14 protein-coding genes are annotated in these 15,042 nt (G+C 38.0%); 1 reads left to right on the top strand and 13 read right to left on the bottom strand.

What is annotated here, in order from left to right; translation table 11 throughout:
* Positions 1-116: 116 nt before the first annotated feature.
* The 6 genes from essB to IW492_RS15125 form a co-directional block, all read right to left on the bottom strand.
* On the bottom strand, positions 117-1,331 hold the full coding sequence (gene essB / locus IW492_RS15150; protein WP_202068647.1) for a type VII secretion protein EssB: 1,215 nt from the start codon (positions 1,329-1,331) through the stop codon (positions 117-119).
* Entirely contained in the window at positions 1,315-1,587 is a 273-nt protein-coding gene (locus IW492_RS15145; RefSeq protein WP_324254748.1) for an EsaB/YukD family protein, read from the bottom strand. Before IW492_RS15145 ends, essB begins: the two co-directional genes overlap by 17 nt.
* Before the next feature lie 7 nt (positions 1,588-1,594).
* Positions 1,595-2,056 (bottom strand): hypothetical protein, encoded by a 462-nt coding sequence (locus IW492_RS15140; protein WP_202068643.1) that lies wholly within the window; start codon positions 2,054-2,056, stop codon positions 1,595-1,597.
* Positions 2,053-5,430: a type VII secretion protein EsaA gene (gene esaA, locus IW492_RS15135; RefSeq protein ID WP_236671944.1), complete on the bottom strand. Its 3,378-nt coding sequence runs from the start codon at positions 5,428-5,430 to the stop codon at positions 2,053-2,055. The genes IW492_RS15140 and esaA overlap by 4 nt, the downstream gene beginning before the upstream one ends.
* A gap of 106 nt (positions 5,431-5,536) precedes the next feature.
* A complete protein-coding gene (locus tag IW492_RS15130) occupies positions 5,537-5,830 on the bottom strand; it encodes a WXG100 family type VII secretion target (protein ID WP_202068640.1) in 294 nt (97 codons plus the stop codon).
* A gap of 206 nt (positions 5,831-6,036) precedes the next feature.
* On the bottom strand, positions 6,037-7,062 hold the full coding sequence (locus tag IW492_RS15125; protein ID WP_324254798.1) for a branched-chain amino acid aminotransferase: 1,026 nt from the start codon (positions 7,060-7,062) through the stop codon (positions 6,037-6,039).
* 272 nt (positions 7,063-7,334) lie between these two features.
* Here IW492_RS15125 and IW492_RS15120 point away from each other — a divergent pair, with 272 nt between their 5' ends.
* On the top strand, positions 7,335-8,267 hold the full coding sequence (locus IW492_RS15120) for a mechanosensitive ion channel family protein (RefSeq protein ID WP_202068638.1): 933 nt from the start codon (positions 7,335-7,337) through the stop codon (positions 8,265-8,267).
* A 121-nt stretch (positions 8,268-8,388) separates the two neighbouring features.
* On the opposite strand, the gene IW492_RS18450 is transcribed toward IW492_RS15120, so the two are convergent.
* The 7 genes from IW492_RS18450 to racE form a co-directional block, all read right to left on the bottom strand.
* A complete protein-coding gene (locus IW492_RS18450; RefSeq protein WP_269160945.1) occupies positions 8,389-8,517 on the bottom strand; it encodes a hypothetical protein in 129 nt (42 codons plus the stop codon).
* Positions 8,518-8,636: 119 nt separating this feature from the next.
* A complete protein-coding gene (locus IW492_RS15115) occupies positions 8,637-9,770 on the bottom strand; it encodes an N-acetyldiaminopimelate deacetylase (protein WP_202068637.1) in 1,134 nt (377 codons plus the stop codon).
* A gap of 216 nt (positions 9,771-9,986) precedes the next feature.
* Positions 9,987-10,688 (bottom strand): 2,3,4,5-tetrahydropyridine-2,6-dicarboxylate N-acetyltransferase, encoded by a 702-nt coding sequence (dapD, locus tag IW492_RS15110; RefSeq protein WP_202068636.1) that lies wholly within the window; start codon positions 10,686-10,688, stop codon positions 9,987-9,989.
* A gap of 69 nt (positions 10,689-10,757) precedes the next feature.
* A complete protein-coding gene (gene cbpB, locus IW492_RS15105) occupies positions 10,758-11,252 on the bottom strand; it encodes a cyclic-di-AMP-binding protein CbpB (RefSeq protein ID WP_202068635.1) in 495 nt (164 codons plus the stop codon).
* A 551-nt stretch (positions 11,253-11,803) separates the two neighbouring features.
* Positions 11,804-12,319 carry a metallophosphoesterase gene (locus tag IW492_RS15100; RefSeq protein ID WP_202068633.1) on the bottom strand — a complete coding sequence of 172 codons (516 nt, stop codon included), beginning with the start codon at positions 12,317-12,319 and terminating at the stop codon, positions 11,804-11,806.
* 18 nt (positions 12,320-12,337) lie between these two features.
* Positions 12,338-13,684 (bottom strand): ribonuclease PH, encoded by a 1,347-nt coding sequence (gene rph, locus IW492_RS15095; RefSeq protein ID WP_236671942.1) that lies wholly within the window; start codon positions 13,682-13,684, stop codon positions 12,338-12,340.
* Positions 13,677-14,495 carry a glutamate racemase gene (gene racE / locus IW492_RS15090; protein WP_202068630.1) on the bottom strand — a complete coding sequence of 273 codons (819 nt, stop codon included), beginning with the start codon at positions 14,493-14,495 and terminating at the stop codon, positions 13,677-13,679. The genes rph and racE overlap by 8 nt, the downstream gene beginning before the upstream one ends.
* Positions 14,496-15,042 lie beyond the last annotated feature (547 nt).

Here is a 15,042-nt window from a genome sequence, read left to right as displayed (position 1 = left end):
AATGGAAGATGAAGGGTTGCTGCAGCCTCTTCTGAAAAGTAGTAGGTTTGTGTTTTATCTAAAAATAACTGATAACGAAACTCGCCATAATATAAAATTATCTGCCATTTACTTATTTATTTCTCCACCTCCTCAGAAAAACTTTCTACTGCTTCATCCATCATTTTGCTGCGCTTTTCTTGATAGCGGACGTAATCTTCCTCCAGCTCCATCATAAATACCTCCTTTTCTGTTCCTTTCAGACTTCCGTCATTTCGCACCTGTTCCATTTTTTGAATAATACTAAATAGAATTAAATCTGAATCTTCAAGTTTTTTTGCAATATCCAGAGCTTCATCATAATTCCCCCGACCATTTTCAATCCAGTAGTTTAGATAATCTTCCTCTGAACGCAAGGTAATATTGTTTAAAATAACAGCTCGTTGTTTTTCCTGCAAAATTTCTCCCTGAATAAAACTGTATGCAAGTTCATACTTTTGTGTAAACGGCATTTTTTCTATTTGTTCATTTTTAAGAGTAGTGATTACTTCTTCATAATTTCCTTTCAAAAATGCAGTATCTGCCTCTTGCATCCGATATAGAAACGGAATGTAAAAAAAGCTGCCATAGATAAGCGGACCCAACATAACCACAGACAGTATGGACATACATAATGCCATCCGTTTCATCCACATAAATTTTACTTTGCTGACTTTACACATCGTTCTTTCTGAATATGCTGTGGTCTGGAGATAAGTATCCATTAAATAGGCTCTGATTTCCTCTATACTTTCCAATTGAATAATTGTCTGAATAAAAGAATTTCCATTCTTTATTTCCAGCTGTCCTTCATAAAGAGTTGAAAAATTCTGATTTTTTTCAAACAATTCAAGGATCAGGCATTTATACTGACGCAGCAGCTTCTTCTTATTGATGATAAAAGGCGGCATCTTTTCCCTTAGTCCTCTGTATGCTAGTGAGGGAATCAGATTATGATTGAATAAAAGATTGTCCGGATGCAAAAAAAATGTCAGAGGCAAATCGAGCAGTTCCTCTATCGAAGCAGTATTAACCATTGCTCTTAACTTATCTTCATGTGAATGTTTCTTTAAATCCTCAAAACTTAAGTATTCATACGGAAGAGTATAAACTTCTATAACAGCTTCTTCTTTCTGATGACAGTTCATAGGTAAAAGCAGAGGATGAGAAATTTCCAGTAAAGTCAGTTTTTGACGGGATTGTATTCGAACATCTGATTTCTGTATACTTAGCAGCCATTTACTTTTTGTTTTAGCAAATCTAAAACTGTGATTTTCAAAAGTAATCATATATTTCTTAGTCATTTCTTTCATATGCTTCATTCTCCAATATTTCAATCCTGTCACCATCAGTTAAAGAGTAATCTTTCAGCCTGTCTTCTTCTCCCAAAAGAATACCTTTATTTAAAACCTTGAGCTGATATTTTTTTAATAAAATATCTTTATTAAATATCTCGTTCACCTCCCTGATTAGAGAATAAACACTGCTGGTAACAGGAATTCGCAAATCCACACCTGCTTTTTCATTATTTGAATATGAAAGTGTGATATTTATATGTTCGTTGCTGATATTCACACTAACCTCCTCTTTTTTTAGCATAAAATAAGAATACCCCTGTAATTCCTCCAAGATTAACTGCTATAAATATCGCAGGGAGAACGAAAGTGGCAGAAAACAAGTCTGACGAATCTTTTTCTGAATATGCCCTCAGTTTTAGTTGCTCATTCCCAGTAAATAACAGTTCTAAATCAGGTGTTTCAACAGCTATTAACTCTTTTAAAAATAATTGTGCTTTTTCCTGCCGCATCTCCCTGTCAGCCATCTCTTTTCTCTGTCTAAGCTCGTCCATTGTTTCCAGTACAAATAAGTCTTCTTGAATGATATTGCTTTGTTTTTTACTCTTATTTGTATGGTTTTCCGTTAAACGTTCCCCTCTTATATTCAAACTGTTTTCCTGAAACTCTTCTTTGGCCTGCCCGATAGATATTTCAAAAAACATACAACCCAAAATACCGACACAAACAGCCGCTTTCTTCATCCTATTTCTTCTTTCAAATTTTTTTGCGGTTTCCAAATAAAAATATTGAATAGGACCAGTTCTAAAAGAACCACCCCATAGATGAATAACTTTGCACTATCCAATAGTTTCTCTGATAAAACGTCATTTAGAACTGCCTGACCATTCTCAAGAGGACTTATTCGCTGTAATACATCCAACATCCAGTTAGAACCAGCCTCATTGCCAAACGAGCTGACAGAAAATATATAACTGACAAATATAAAGAGACTTACAGCAAAGCCTGCAAGGTGAAGTTGTTTTAATAAGTAATGATTTATCAAAGTAAAGAGTGTCAAAAAAATTAGCAGCACTACTCCCCAAATAAATTGAAAATCTTTTGGAATTTGAAGTTCACTGATACTCAGTGCTGTCAAAATGATTCCCAAAATAAGACAGCTCACACAAAGCAACAGGGTATCTACTATGTTTTGACCAATCCATTTTTGCTTCGAATAAAATACCTTAAGTCTCTGAACTGGTGGCTGAAATACAAAAACAAAGGATAGAAACAAACTTACTGTAAACATGATTAAAACCCATGCAAAAGATTGATTAGTCAAGCTTGTTTGAACAGCTGTCTCTAAATTTCCGAACACCGGATCTGATATAAATTCCAACAGCGTATTGTTAGGCATTCCCTCCTGATAAACATTGTTTAATACATCCGTAAACTCTTCAAAAAAATCACGGTTGCCAGCAAATGCTCCCGACATCTCCTGTTTAAACTTTTCTGCATTGGCAGAAAGATTCATACTGTTTTTCTGAGCCTCCTGAATCTCTCTGTTAAACAAATCAAAAGCTCCTTCTATTTCTGAAGTCTCCTGAATGATCTTTTGAGAGGCTTCTCTCACTTCTTCGGACTTCGTGAGAAGCTTCATAAAGGAATCGTCAATTGCTGGAATACTGGAATTTGTTTGTTCATTGACTACATCCGCCGGTCCCTTTTCCCCCATAGCAGTTTGTGTCATTTTCTGCCAGTCACTTAGTTTTTGCAGCTGTCTGCCGACCATTGTATTCAAGTTCTCAGTATTTTTCTGTATTTCTTCCAACATAATTTGTAGGTCACTGCTTTTCTCTGCCATTGAATCAGCTATTCTCAGAAGCTCATGCAGATTCTGATTCTGTTTATCAAAATCACCGCCATTACTTGCAAATAATTCATCTATAACTATATTGAAAAAAACTGTTAAGTCCATATTTAAATATGATTGCTCATTTAAAAACGACTCAGTTTCAAAGGCAGTAAGTTCATCTACAACCTGTTCATACAGTTCTTTTATCTTTCCAGCCTGCTCTGAATAAGCATTCGCTATTTTCTGGAAATCCTCAGTCAAGAATAAAGAAACATCTACTGGAAGCGCCCATTCCAGAATCCTGTCAATTTGATCGATATTCGGATTCGGAACAATAATTTCTTTACCAGACTCCTGTTCAGTTGGTTTAGCTGCTTTTAAAGTAGGAGAATCGGTGTCAGCTTCTTCATCTGGTGATGGGCTCACTCCCAGCTCTTTCTCGTTCATCTCTTCTGTCATCTGAGAAACGCTTATCAAAAAATTATTGGTAACTGCCAGATTCTCTCCTTCTCCTTTTAATCGATAAGTAATTGTATAGATTCGTTTATCAGAAAATTCATCAACTTCATAGATATATCTATCTCCAGATACATAAACAAGCGTACTTCCTTCTCCATTCATTGAGAGCGATTTAAAATCTACACATTCAGGAACAGTTAGTTGTAACAGTGCCCTTCGCTTATTATTTTCCCAATGAATGTTAAATGAAGCTGTTCTGCTGCAAAGCTTCTCCTTTTCTTCAGCTAGTAAATAGTATGCAGATTCAAAATTTTTATAATAACTGTCAGGTTCTTTCAAAACTGTTGAATTGTTAGTGCTCCAGTCTAATAAGGGCAGCTCTATTCCAGTACTTTCAACAGCTGATATTCCCTCTCCCTTATTATATTCATCTATTCGCAAATTGATATGATTAACCTGTTCTTGGATTGCAGTTAAAAAGCTGTCAATTTCATCGAGCAAACACTTTGCTTGCTCCTCTGATTTTCCATACAGCCTATCGTTAGATCGAAATATCTTTAGAAATTCTGAATGATCAGCAGTGTTCCTTATCGGCAATGAATTCAACCTTTCCTGCAGCTTTTCAATTTGCCTTCTGTTTACTTTTACAGCTTGATTAAGAAAAGAATCCGTTTCTATACTTTCTGATCCTGAATCAATTTTACGTTTTTTGGTTATTACATCTCCTAATGTAATTTTCTGACCGTTTTCCATCTGTTCTGCTTCATCATATCCAAAGATTCGGTAAAACTGTTTTTTATTCTGGTTAAAAAAATCAGTACGAAGCCTGATCAATTGTTCAATCTGATCTTGAATAAGCTGCCTGGATTCTGATAAATTGAAACTTAATGCTTTTGCCTGATAAAAATACTGATCTTCTTTTGCTGAGAAAAACAAGTCAGAAAAAAAATTACTCGATTTATTGATTGCGGAAAATAGTTCCGTTGTTTCCTGACTCAAAAGAGTATTATCCAAAGAAATCAATGACTGAACAAGATCTTCATAAGTCAATTTCCCTTCAGATCGCATAGCCAAAAGTTTTTCTAATTCTGTTTCGAACCCACTAAAATTATCCTCAGAAAAAACAACCGTTTCTTTTAAATGAGTAAAATGATCCTTTACCATTTGGTTTGCTTGCTGTGTCTCCTCAATCTGAGTAGAAATTTGTGGAAAAGACTCTTTAAGATGAGCTGCCGGCAGATACATGTTTTTTTTGAATCCCTCTTCCAGATCTTGTTCACTGCCATACACTTTCTCAATATTCTTTTGAGCTGTATATAGGTTATCAATAATACTGACTACATACATATCTACTAATTGCTTGCTTAATTCATTTACAATCTGCTGTCCAATTCGTTTTGATTCATTCTCAAACGTACTGTTCCCGTCCCCATTGACTTTATAATTCAGCCGTAGTTTTTCCGGTGAAGGATTATCCAAATCAAGCAGCTTCTCAGAGAAATTACTTGGGATAATAATCAGTAGATGATAAGAACCGTTCTTCAGTCCGTTCTCGCCAGTTCCTCTTGCGACAGTATACCAATCATGTGTTGTCTCTTTTTCAACTTTTTTTACATAGTCCGATCCAAGCTGATACAACTTATGGTTGCTTGTTACTCCCTGATCTTCGTTCACTAAGGCAATATTTAGCCGTACAGTCTCCTTTTCATTATTTGATGAAACAGTACTGAACTTTTTATTTATAAACAGCAGCAGTATGAGAAGAACAAGCAATATCCAAACAGCTTTTAATATGTAAATAAGTTTCTTTCTATTCATCATCACTCCTGCTCCTTTGTCATTGCTCTCTTTTTCAGCAAGCTGATTTATAGTTTAAACACTAAAGTAATTCACCTTCCAAATTGTATTTACTCATCGTTGTCATCTGCTATTGAAATCCATGCATGCCTTTAAGCTGCCGATCGGTTTCTTCATAAACATTGGCGGTCTTTTTCAATCTGCTGTCAATTTCATCCAAAAGCTCCGAAAACTGCTGGACTTTGGGTGTCAGTTCAATAAACTGTCCATCAAACTGTTGCGCTGCTTCCCCTCTCCATTCATTCATCGTCTCACGATGCGCTGAAGTCAAGTGATCTAAAATCCCTCTGATTTCTTCTGCCTTTGTTCCATAAACTCCGGATAATTCTTCTAAACGCTGATAATTTACCGTTAAATCTGCCACATTCATTCCTCCAATTTTTTAGTTTAAATGCTTCATGCCTTTCACCTTTCAATTCATCTTTAAAAACGGCACGCTCAAAAGTAATATACGCAATTTTTGTAAAAATTATTGAACCACAAAATTTTTTTATATTTATAGACACAAAGAAAATCGACGTACCCTTTTAATAGAATACGCCGATTAAGTATTTTCTTTTTTATTTTTTGTCAGGCTTTTTGAATCCAGCCTTCCGGAGCCTCGATTTTGCCAAACTGAATTCCTGTCAGTTCATCATACAATTTTTGCGTAACAGGACCTACTTCTGTTTCGCTGTAAAAAACATGGAACGAATCACCATTTTGAATGCCTCCGATCGGAGAGATAGCTGCCGCAGTTCCACAAGCACCTGCTTCTGAAAACTGATCCAGCCCATCCAGATAAACATCCCCTTCAACAACTTCCATCCCCAAATGATGTTCAGCTAAATATAAAAGTGAGTACTTCGTAATACTTGGCAGAATAGACGGGGATATCGGTGTAACAAAACGATTATCCTTTGTAATTCCAAAGAAATTGGCAGAACCAACCTCTTCTATTTTTGTATGTGTTGCCGGATCCAGATAGATGCAATCCGAAAAATGTCTGTCATGAGCCACCTTTCCAGGATACAAACTGGCGGCATAATTTCCACCGACTTTCACAGCTCCTGTTCCATGCGGTGCTGCCCGATCACTGTCAGATACAATAAAGTTTGTAGGTGTCAGACCGCCCTTGAAATAGGCGCCAACCGGCATACAAAAAACTGTAAACAGATATTCCGGAGCTGGACTGACACCAATCCCTTCTCCAACCCCTATAAGCAAAGGCCGAATATATAAAGTAGCGCCCGAACCATATGGCGGTACGAAATCTCTATTTGCATTCACTACCTCTTTAACTGCATTTACAAACTTTTCCTCCGGAACCTGAGGCATCAATAGACGTTCAGCACTGCGGTTCATTCGTTTTGCATTTTCTTCCACCCGAAACAAATTAACTGAACCATCTTCACAGCCATATGCTTTCAATCCTTCAAAACATTGCTGTCCATAATGAAGAGAAGCTGAACCCTCGTGTATATGCAGCGTATTATCCTCTGTTAACAGCCCATCATCCCATTTTCCATCTTTCCATTTAGAAAGATAACGAAATGGTGTTTTGATATATTTAAACCCTAAATTTTCCCAATCGATCATCCTGTGTTCCCCTTCCATTTTCAGAATATTGTATCATATTATCTTCTGAATTGTTAGATTTTTCTCATAATTCACTTTCAAAATCATAAAAAGGAAATTTTAACAGAATATTTCAGTCGAGGTTCAGATCAGATTGCTGTTCAACACTGGAAACTGATTTTATACCAAGATTCTTTCTGATAAGAAACCTGATGATTTTCTTTTTTTGAAAAATAATAAAGCAGACTGTACTGGAATGATTTCCCTTTTTTAGGTAAAATAGAAGAAATGCTTTATAAAGGTGGTTCATTATGTTTCTCTTGCAGCAGTCAACATCAAGTATTGAAAGTACAGTAGATTCCTCTTCAGTTACTTTGACAGAAGAAACAGTGAAAAAAGTCAGTGCGCTTCAACGCTACTGGCAGTCAATCAACTGGGATCAGATTACCGCAGTACTTATTGAAAAGACTATCTATCTTTTATTTCTTATATTGTTATTTGTTTTAATCAATAAAATTGGAAAAGTGCTGATCAATCATTTATATAAAAATCAGATTTCCAAAAAACAGTCACTCAGCAACAGCAGAGTAAACACGCTTCATCTGCTTACCAGTAATGCTTTTCAATACACTCTGTTTTTTTTCTTTTTATACTCCGTATTAAGTGTTTTGGGGGTTCCTATTGGCTCGCTGCTTGCAGGTGCAGGGATTGCGGGGGTTGCCATTGGTCTTGGTGCTCAGGGCTTCATGAACGATATCATTACAGGCTTCTTTATTATTCTGGAGCAGCAGATGGATGTAGGTGACTATATACGTTTGCTCAGTCTTGATATTGAAGGAACAGTCACCTCAATCGGACTGCGAACAACACAGCTGAAATCACTTGATGGAACCGTTCATTTTATCCCTAATCGAAATATTACCACGATCAGCAATCTGTCTCGTTCCAACATTCAGGTCGTCATAGACATCCGAATAGTGCCGGAGGAAGGTATTGAAAAGATTCAGGAGCTGATTTCCGGGGTGAACGAACGTCTGGCAGAAAAGCATGATGAAGACATCCAAAACGGCCCTACTCTTTTCGGCATGGTCGATTTAGGCAATGGTAATTTCGCAATTCGTACCACGATGTATGTCTTAAACGGAAAACAATCTGGAATCAGGGAAGAATTTCTGGCGCAGTATGTTTCAGCACTTTCAACCGAAGGATTCACTATTCCAAATACACCCATTAATATGCAATAAAGTAAAAGAAGATCGGGACAAAAGCGATCAGCTCTGAGAATTAAGAAGGAATATCCGAAAATTGTCAAGGAACACTATTCATAGAATGAATAGCTGTGAATTGATACCTTCCTGGAGCTCCTCATATTTTCAGGATAGTTCGGCTTAATTCCGAAGGAGTTGCTCCTGCGGTTACTCGTCGCATGAAGACCTTTGCTCCTGCGGTTACTCGTCGCATGAAGACCTTTGCTCCTGCGGTTACTCGTCGCATGAAGACCTTTGCTCCTGCGGTTACTCGTCGCAAAAAGAATTTTTGCTTTTGTACCGCCGTTTATTCGGGTGTAGATATGAAGAGAGTTTGGAACTTTATTTCTGTCCCAAACTCGTTTTTTATTTCTTCAAATCCAAAGACTGCAGAAAATCACCTACATGTTCTACTGCAAAAGTCAGGGCGTCTTCATTTGGATTAAATTTTTCAGAATGCAACCCAAATGGGCTTTCAACTCCAAGCCAAAACATAGTTCCCGGAACTTTGGAAAGCAAATAACCAAAATCCTCACCTGTCATTGCTGCCGGTGCTTTTTCAAAAGCAACACCTTGCTTATTTTTCATAAATTCAATGAACTGCTCTGTTGTATTCTGGTCATTGACAACAGGCACATAGCCTTTCTGATCCAAAGTCACCTCCACTTCACAGTTAAATGACTGGCTGATTCCCTGTGCAAGTTCGCGGATTCTCCTTTGTGTCAGCTGGTTGCTCGCTTCTGATAAAGTCCGAATCGTCCCTGAAATTTTTGCTTCACCTGTAATCACATTATTTGTTGTGCCTGCATTAAATGTACCAAATGTGATTACTCCACCATCTACAGGATTAACATTTCTGCTGATAATTGTCTGTGCCTGCTGAATAAAGCTGGTGGCAGCAATAATCATATCATTTGATTCATGAGGAAATGCAGCATGACCACCCTTTCCTTTAAAATGAACACGAACTTCACAGGTAGCCGCAAATAATGTGCCTTTTCTAGTTGTAATTTTTCCCACTGGTAAATCCGGATTTACATGCAGGGCATAAAATTCATCCGGCAGCCAGTCGCCAAATGCCCCCTGCTCATACATCAGCATTCCTCCAGCTTCATTTTCCTCAGCCGGTTGAAACAGAAAAAGATAATTATTTTTTGGTTGGTTGGAACTTATCTTTTCCAGCAGCCCCAAACCAATCGTCATATGAAAATCATGACCGCATGCATGCATTTTCCCTTCATGAGTAGAACGAAAATCTGAATAAACTTCCTCAGTAATGGGAAGTCCGTCAATATCCGCACGCCAGCCTATAGTCTTTTCAGGGTCGCTGCCATAAACAAAAACCAGAATTCCTGTCTGCCAGCTTTTGATTTCAATATATTCCTTTTTTATTCCTTCTATTTCTTCCAGCAGACAACGCTGCGTTTTAACTTCTTCCAGACCAATTTCCGGTATCCGGTGAAGCGCTCTTCTAATTTCACTTAACCTTTCTTGTATCACAGACCAGTCTCCTATTCAAAAAAACTTCTATACACAGAAAAGAAAGCATGGAACAAATAAAGTTCACACGCTTGTCTTTGTCCTTTCTTAACCTCTCAGTGTTCGATATACTGTTCTCCTGCTCAAGCTGTAACATTCGGCAACCACAGACCCCAGTTCATCTCTTGACAGATCATCGAAACAATCAAAAAATTTCTCCATCCTCTATAGCTGGATTTAAAGATTTCTCAATTCTTTCATTATCGTTGTTTTATCTTTGGTTTTTTCGTCAAAATCCTTGATTTTTATTGCTGGAATTCCTGCAACAACAGTATTCGGTGCCACATCATTTATAACAACTGCTCCGGCAGCAACAACCGCACCTTTACCTACACGAACACCTTCAAGAACTACTGCATTCGCACCAATCATCACATTGTCTTCGATCACAACCGGCTCTGCACTTGGCGGTTCAATCACTCCGGCCAGTACAGTTCCTGCACCAATATGACAATGTTTGCCGATGATTGCTCTTCCACCGAGAATGGCGCCCATATCAATCATCGAACCTTCACCAATCACTGCTCCGATATTGATTATGGCACCCATCATAATAACTGCCTGATTACCTATTTCAACCTGATCACGGATAATTGCACCAGGCTCAATTCTTGCATTTATTTCTTTCGTATCCAATAAAGGAATCGCAGAATTCCGACCATCATTTTCTACAACATAATCATCAATAACTGCCTGATTTTCTTCTAAAAATTTTTTAATATCAGCCCATTCGCCAAATAAAGTTCCCGTTTTACAGTTTGCAAAAGCCTTTATTTCTTCCGGATAAACCACTTCTTTCAGCTTTCCTTTAAGTGTGACTTTCACTGTTGTTTTCTTTTTAGCGCTCCCGATATAATTGATTATTTCATGGGCATCCATTTACACAACTCCCTTCAGTTTCTAACAAACAGCATAACAGAAATAAAAAGAAATGTGAATTTTAAAAAATCAAATTGCCTGATTTTCCTGGTCCTCCTCGACTTTCGGCAGCACAATATTATGCCTTTCCAGTTCGTGTGCCATATGATTAATCGCTTTCAGCAATTCCTTTCTTGTAATAATACCTTTGAAGCACTGGTTATTATCGACAACCGGCAGAAACGGTGAATCCACCAGCAAGTGCAGCACATCTTCCAACTCCCATTCTTCGCCGATTACAGGAACCCCTACTTCCATCACATCGGCGACTGTAAACTCCTGCAGCTTTTCCAAATCAATCGAGGTAAGGTCAAACATTTTATCTACCACATCTGAAAGACTGATTAAGCCGACAAAGCGGTCTCCTTTATCCAATACGGGAATTTTTGAATATCTTACTTGAGATAAAACAAGCAGCGCATGATTTAAAGGGTTCAAACACATAACATTGGCAACATTCTCGCCAGGTATCATAAATGTATCTTGTTTCTCTAACAATAATTCTTTAACAGCATTTCCAATCATTGGAGTGCCTCCATTCGTTTTTCACTACATTCTTTATTGTACAAAAAACGACAGGGAATGTCTCTAAATTCGCAGTTTTTTCATAGATCATTTAAAGTTTTTTACAATTCAGTTCGTACTGCCGGATTTTAAAAAGAGAGTGGGGCAGAATAAAGTTCCAAACTCTACTTCGTATCTAGCCTCGAATAATCGGCGGAACAAAAGCAAAAATTCTTTTTGCGATGAGTAACCGCAGGAGCAGCTTCTTCACCGAGTAGGTAACAGGACTTCATCTACTCTGCTAAAGCAATCCTAGTGAAGCCTGTCAACTCTCGTATGTTTCATACATAGAAGTTGATGGGATCGAAGCGAAGTATATCAATTCTCAGCTATTCATTCTATAAATAGTATTCCTTGATAATTTTCGGAGCTGATTGCTTTTGTCCCGATTTCACCTTTTACAACAAGAAAAAACTCTAAATCATCATCTAGACTTCTGTCGGAACAAACGATTTAGAGCTGTTTTAAAAATGATTGATTAGGTTCTCTGTAACATCCGTAAAATAGATAAATTATTTTTTAAAGCTGAAATGAAGTTCGGGAACCAGCGAAAAGCTGCGGTCATAATATTGAACATCCAGCTGCTCTTCTGTACTGTCAATGATTGCATATGACTGAATTTGGATTGGTCCTCTAGGTTGACGAATACTTCCCGGATTTAAAAACAGTATACCCTGATGCATTTCACAGCCAATTTCATGCGTATGTCCAAATAAAGCGATATTGGCTCCGGCTTCTTCCGCCTGCAGAGCCAACTGTGTCAGTCCAAAACGTACATTGGACAGATGCCCATGTGTCAGAAAAATAACATCTTCACCTGTATTCTTTATTGCTGTTTCCGGAAATCCCAGATCATAGTCGCAGTTTCCCTTTACAGCTGCTGTGAAATAATCCCACAAATGATCAGAAGTATCAAGTTCAGAATCTCCGCAATGAAAAAATGCATCGACTTTCCCTTTATACTGCTTGACTAACTGTACTAAAATATCTCGATCTCCATGATTATCGCTTACAACTAAATACCTCATTCTTTTCCTCCTGTCAGATCAGCTGTTCAGCCAATTCTCCCATTGTGTTTTTAATTGCTTCACAGCTTTTCCTCTGTGGCTGATTGTATTTTTCAGCTCTGGAGAAATTTCTGCTGCTGTTTTTTCTTCTTCTGGAACATAAAACAGAGGATCATATCCAAAGCCGTTTTCTCCTCTTGGAATTGTTCCGATTCGTCCTTCCCATTCTCCTTCAACTACCAGACTTTGCTTCTCAGGAGCAGCAAAAACCAGTGTACAATGGAAACGTGCAGTCCGCTCGTTTTCCGGAACATCTGTCATTTCATGCAGGAGCTTGGCATTATTTGCCGCATCGCTTTTTATTTCTCCTGCAAACCGGGCAGAATAAACACCTGGTCTGCCGCCTAATGCATCTACAATTAAACCTGAATCGTCTGCAAGAACCGGCTGATGAAGAATCCCTGCAATTGTTTCTGCTTTTAACCGGGCATTTTCTTCAAAAGTTTCACCAGTCTCCTCCACATCGGGAAGCTGCGGATAATCTAAAAGGGTTTTTACTTCATATCCTTTCGCTGCAAACAACTGTTTAAATTCTGACGCTTTTCCAGGATTCCCTGTCGCAATGACAATCGTCTTCTGATCTGAATCAATCGGCTCTTCTGCTGCTTGATACAAAATTGTCTTTTGTTCAGCTATCAGCTCGCTGATTCCTGTTTTTCCATAAAAAAGCATTGTATTTAGTTCATCTCCTGAAAAAGTTGCTTCTTCGCCGGTCCCCTGAATTTCAACAAACTCCCCTGCTTCTGTCATAACCAGATTCATATCAACTTTCGCAGCAAAGTCTTCTTCATAATCCAAGTCCAGCACACATTGCCCATCCGGCAAAATACCCACACTGACTGCCGCAAGATGCTGCTTGATAGGATCTTCAGTCAGTTTTCCTTTAATTAAAAGGGTTTCAACAGCAAGCTTCATCGCTGTAAAAGCTCCTGTAATACTGGCGGTTCGCGTTCCGCCATCTGCCTGAATAACATCGCAGTCAACAATAATACTGCGTTCTCCTAATTTTTCCAGATCAACTACCGCTCTCAAAGAACGCCCGATAAGACGTTGGATTTCCATCGTTCGGCCAGAAAGCTTTCCTTTTACACTTTCCCGCCTATTTCTCGTGTTGGTTGCCCGAGGAAGCATGCTATATTCCGCTGTTACCCAGCCAGTCCCCTGCCCTTTCAAAAAGGGAGGAACCTTCTCTTCAATTGTTGCAGAACAAATAACCTTGGTATCTCCAAAAGAGATAACAACAGATCCCTCGGGATGTTTAAAAACACCTGTTTCAATTGTAATCCTTCTCAATTCGCGCTCGTTTCTTCCATCGTGTCTAATCAAACTTGCTTCCTCCTATATTTACATGTTCTACATTGACTGTTTCCAACTCAAGCCAGTCGTTGGCAATTCGTTTAAACATGGCTGCTGAACCAGTTGTATAAAATTTATTCAATGGTGGTTGTTCCTGCGGTCTTCCTGCCAAATTGAAATAATCCAGCAGAACACTGACCTCACTCACAGTTTCCATACCTGAATCTATCAGCTTGATTCTGTTTCCCATAAAGTTTTGAATCAGCGGCCGCAGCAGCGGGTAATGAGTGCACCCCAAAATCAGTGTATCCAATCCCTTGGTTTTAAGAGGTTTCAGCGTTTCAGTCACTACCTTCTTTGCAACAGAAGAATGATATTCACTGCTTTCTACGATAGGGACAAATTTAGGACAAGAAAGACTTGTCACATGAATAACAGGGACTTTCTCTTTCAATGCATTTTTATAGGAACCGCTTTTGATTGTTCCCATTGTCCCGATAACACCAATTTGATTATTTTTGGTTGCCTTAACTGCCGCCCGGGAGCCTGGCAGAATAACACCGACTACCGGAATATTCAGCTTTTCTTTGATTTCGTCCAATGCGACAGCAGTCGCCGTATTGCAGGCAATCACCAGCATCTTTATATTCTTCTTCAAAAGAAACGACGTCATTTCCCACGTGTACTGGATTACCTGTTCAGCTGGACGTGGCCCATATGGACAGCGTGCAGTATCTCCCAAATAAATCAGACGTTCATTCGGCAGCTGCTTCATTGCTTCTTTCACTACCGTCAGACCACCCACACCGGAATCTATAAATCCAATTGCTTCATTATTCATCTTTTATTCAAACCTTTTATATAGTAGTATTTTTTTCAATACCTTTATTCTCCACTTTTTTATGGACTTTTTCAAGTTTTATTCTCTATTCGGCAATCCATTTATTTTTTCAACAGCCTATCCAGTTATCCTAACTGCTCAATAAATAATTTGATAAAAAACTGGAAATCGCTCAAAACTTATGTTATAATTTCTAACATTAACGAAAGGAAAGAATTATGAGCATAAGATTAAATTACGAGGATAAATGTTTTTATATTGTTGAAAAAAGACGTATTTATTTAAAAATTATGATCTTTTCTGCTATTTTCCCAGTAATTTACTAAATTAAAATTTTTTATCCACTCATTTTATTTTTCCAACTGGTTATTTAATCTAACATACCTTAGAATTGAACCATGTTTCTTTCTCGTTATAAAAGAAAACAACACGTCTCATTTTTTTGGTACTCAATGACTCTGGTTGTTGAACAAGTAAAGGAGATAACGAACGATTCCTCATTTACCGTTAAAGAGGAAGATTATCTTCAATAAATAAAGGAGATTGA

This window comes from Enterococcus sp. BWB1-3, from assembly GCF_016745275.1.
Classification (GTDB): Bacteria; Bacillota; Bacilli; order Lactobacillales; family Enterococcaceae; genus Enterococcus_L.
The sequence above is the reverse complement of the archived record's forward strand: the minus strand, read 5'-3'. Positions and strand labels throughout refer to the sequence as shown.

Bases quoted from the DNA above. Each gene is read 5' to 3' on its own strand.
- IW492_RS18450 (WP_269160945.1), bottom strand. From the start codon at position 8,517: ATGCGACGAGTAACCGCAGGAGCAAAGGTCTTCATGCGACGAGTAACC.
- cbpB (WP_202068635.1), bottom strand. From the start codon at position 11,252: ATGATTGGAAATGCTGTTAAAGAATTATTGTTAGAGAAACAAGATACA.
- IW492_RS15100 (WP_202068633.1), bottom strand. From the start codon at position 12,319: ATGAGGTATTTAGTTGTAAGCGATAATCATGGAGATCGAGATATTTTA.
- essB (WP_202068647.1), bottom strand. From the start codon at position 1,331: ATGAAAGAAATGACTAAGAAATATATGATTACTTTTGAAAATCACAGT.
- IW492_RS15140 (WP_202068643.1), bottom strand. From the start codon at position 2,056: ATGAAGAAAGCGGCTGTTTGTGTCGGTATTTTGGGTTGTATGTTTTTT.
- racE (WP_202068630.1), bottom strand. From the start codon at position 14,495: ATGAATAATGAAGCAATTGGATTTATAGATTCCGGTGTGGGTGGTCTG.
- IW492_RS15120 (WP_202068638.1), top strand. From the start codon at position 7,335: ATGTTTCTCTTGCAGCAGTCAACATCAAGTATTGAAAGTACAGTAGAT.
- esaA (WP_236671944.1), bottom strand. From the start codon at position 5,430: ATGATGAATAGAAAGAAACTTATTTACATATTAAAAGCTGTTTGGATA.
- dapD (WP_202068636.1), bottom strand. From the start codon at position 10,688: ATGGATGCCCATGAAATAATCAATTATATCGGGAGCGCTAAAAAGAAA.
- IW492_RS15125 (WP_324254798.1), bottom strand. From the start codon at position 7,062: ATGGAAGGGGAACACAGGATGATCGATTGGGAAAATTTAGGGTTTAAA.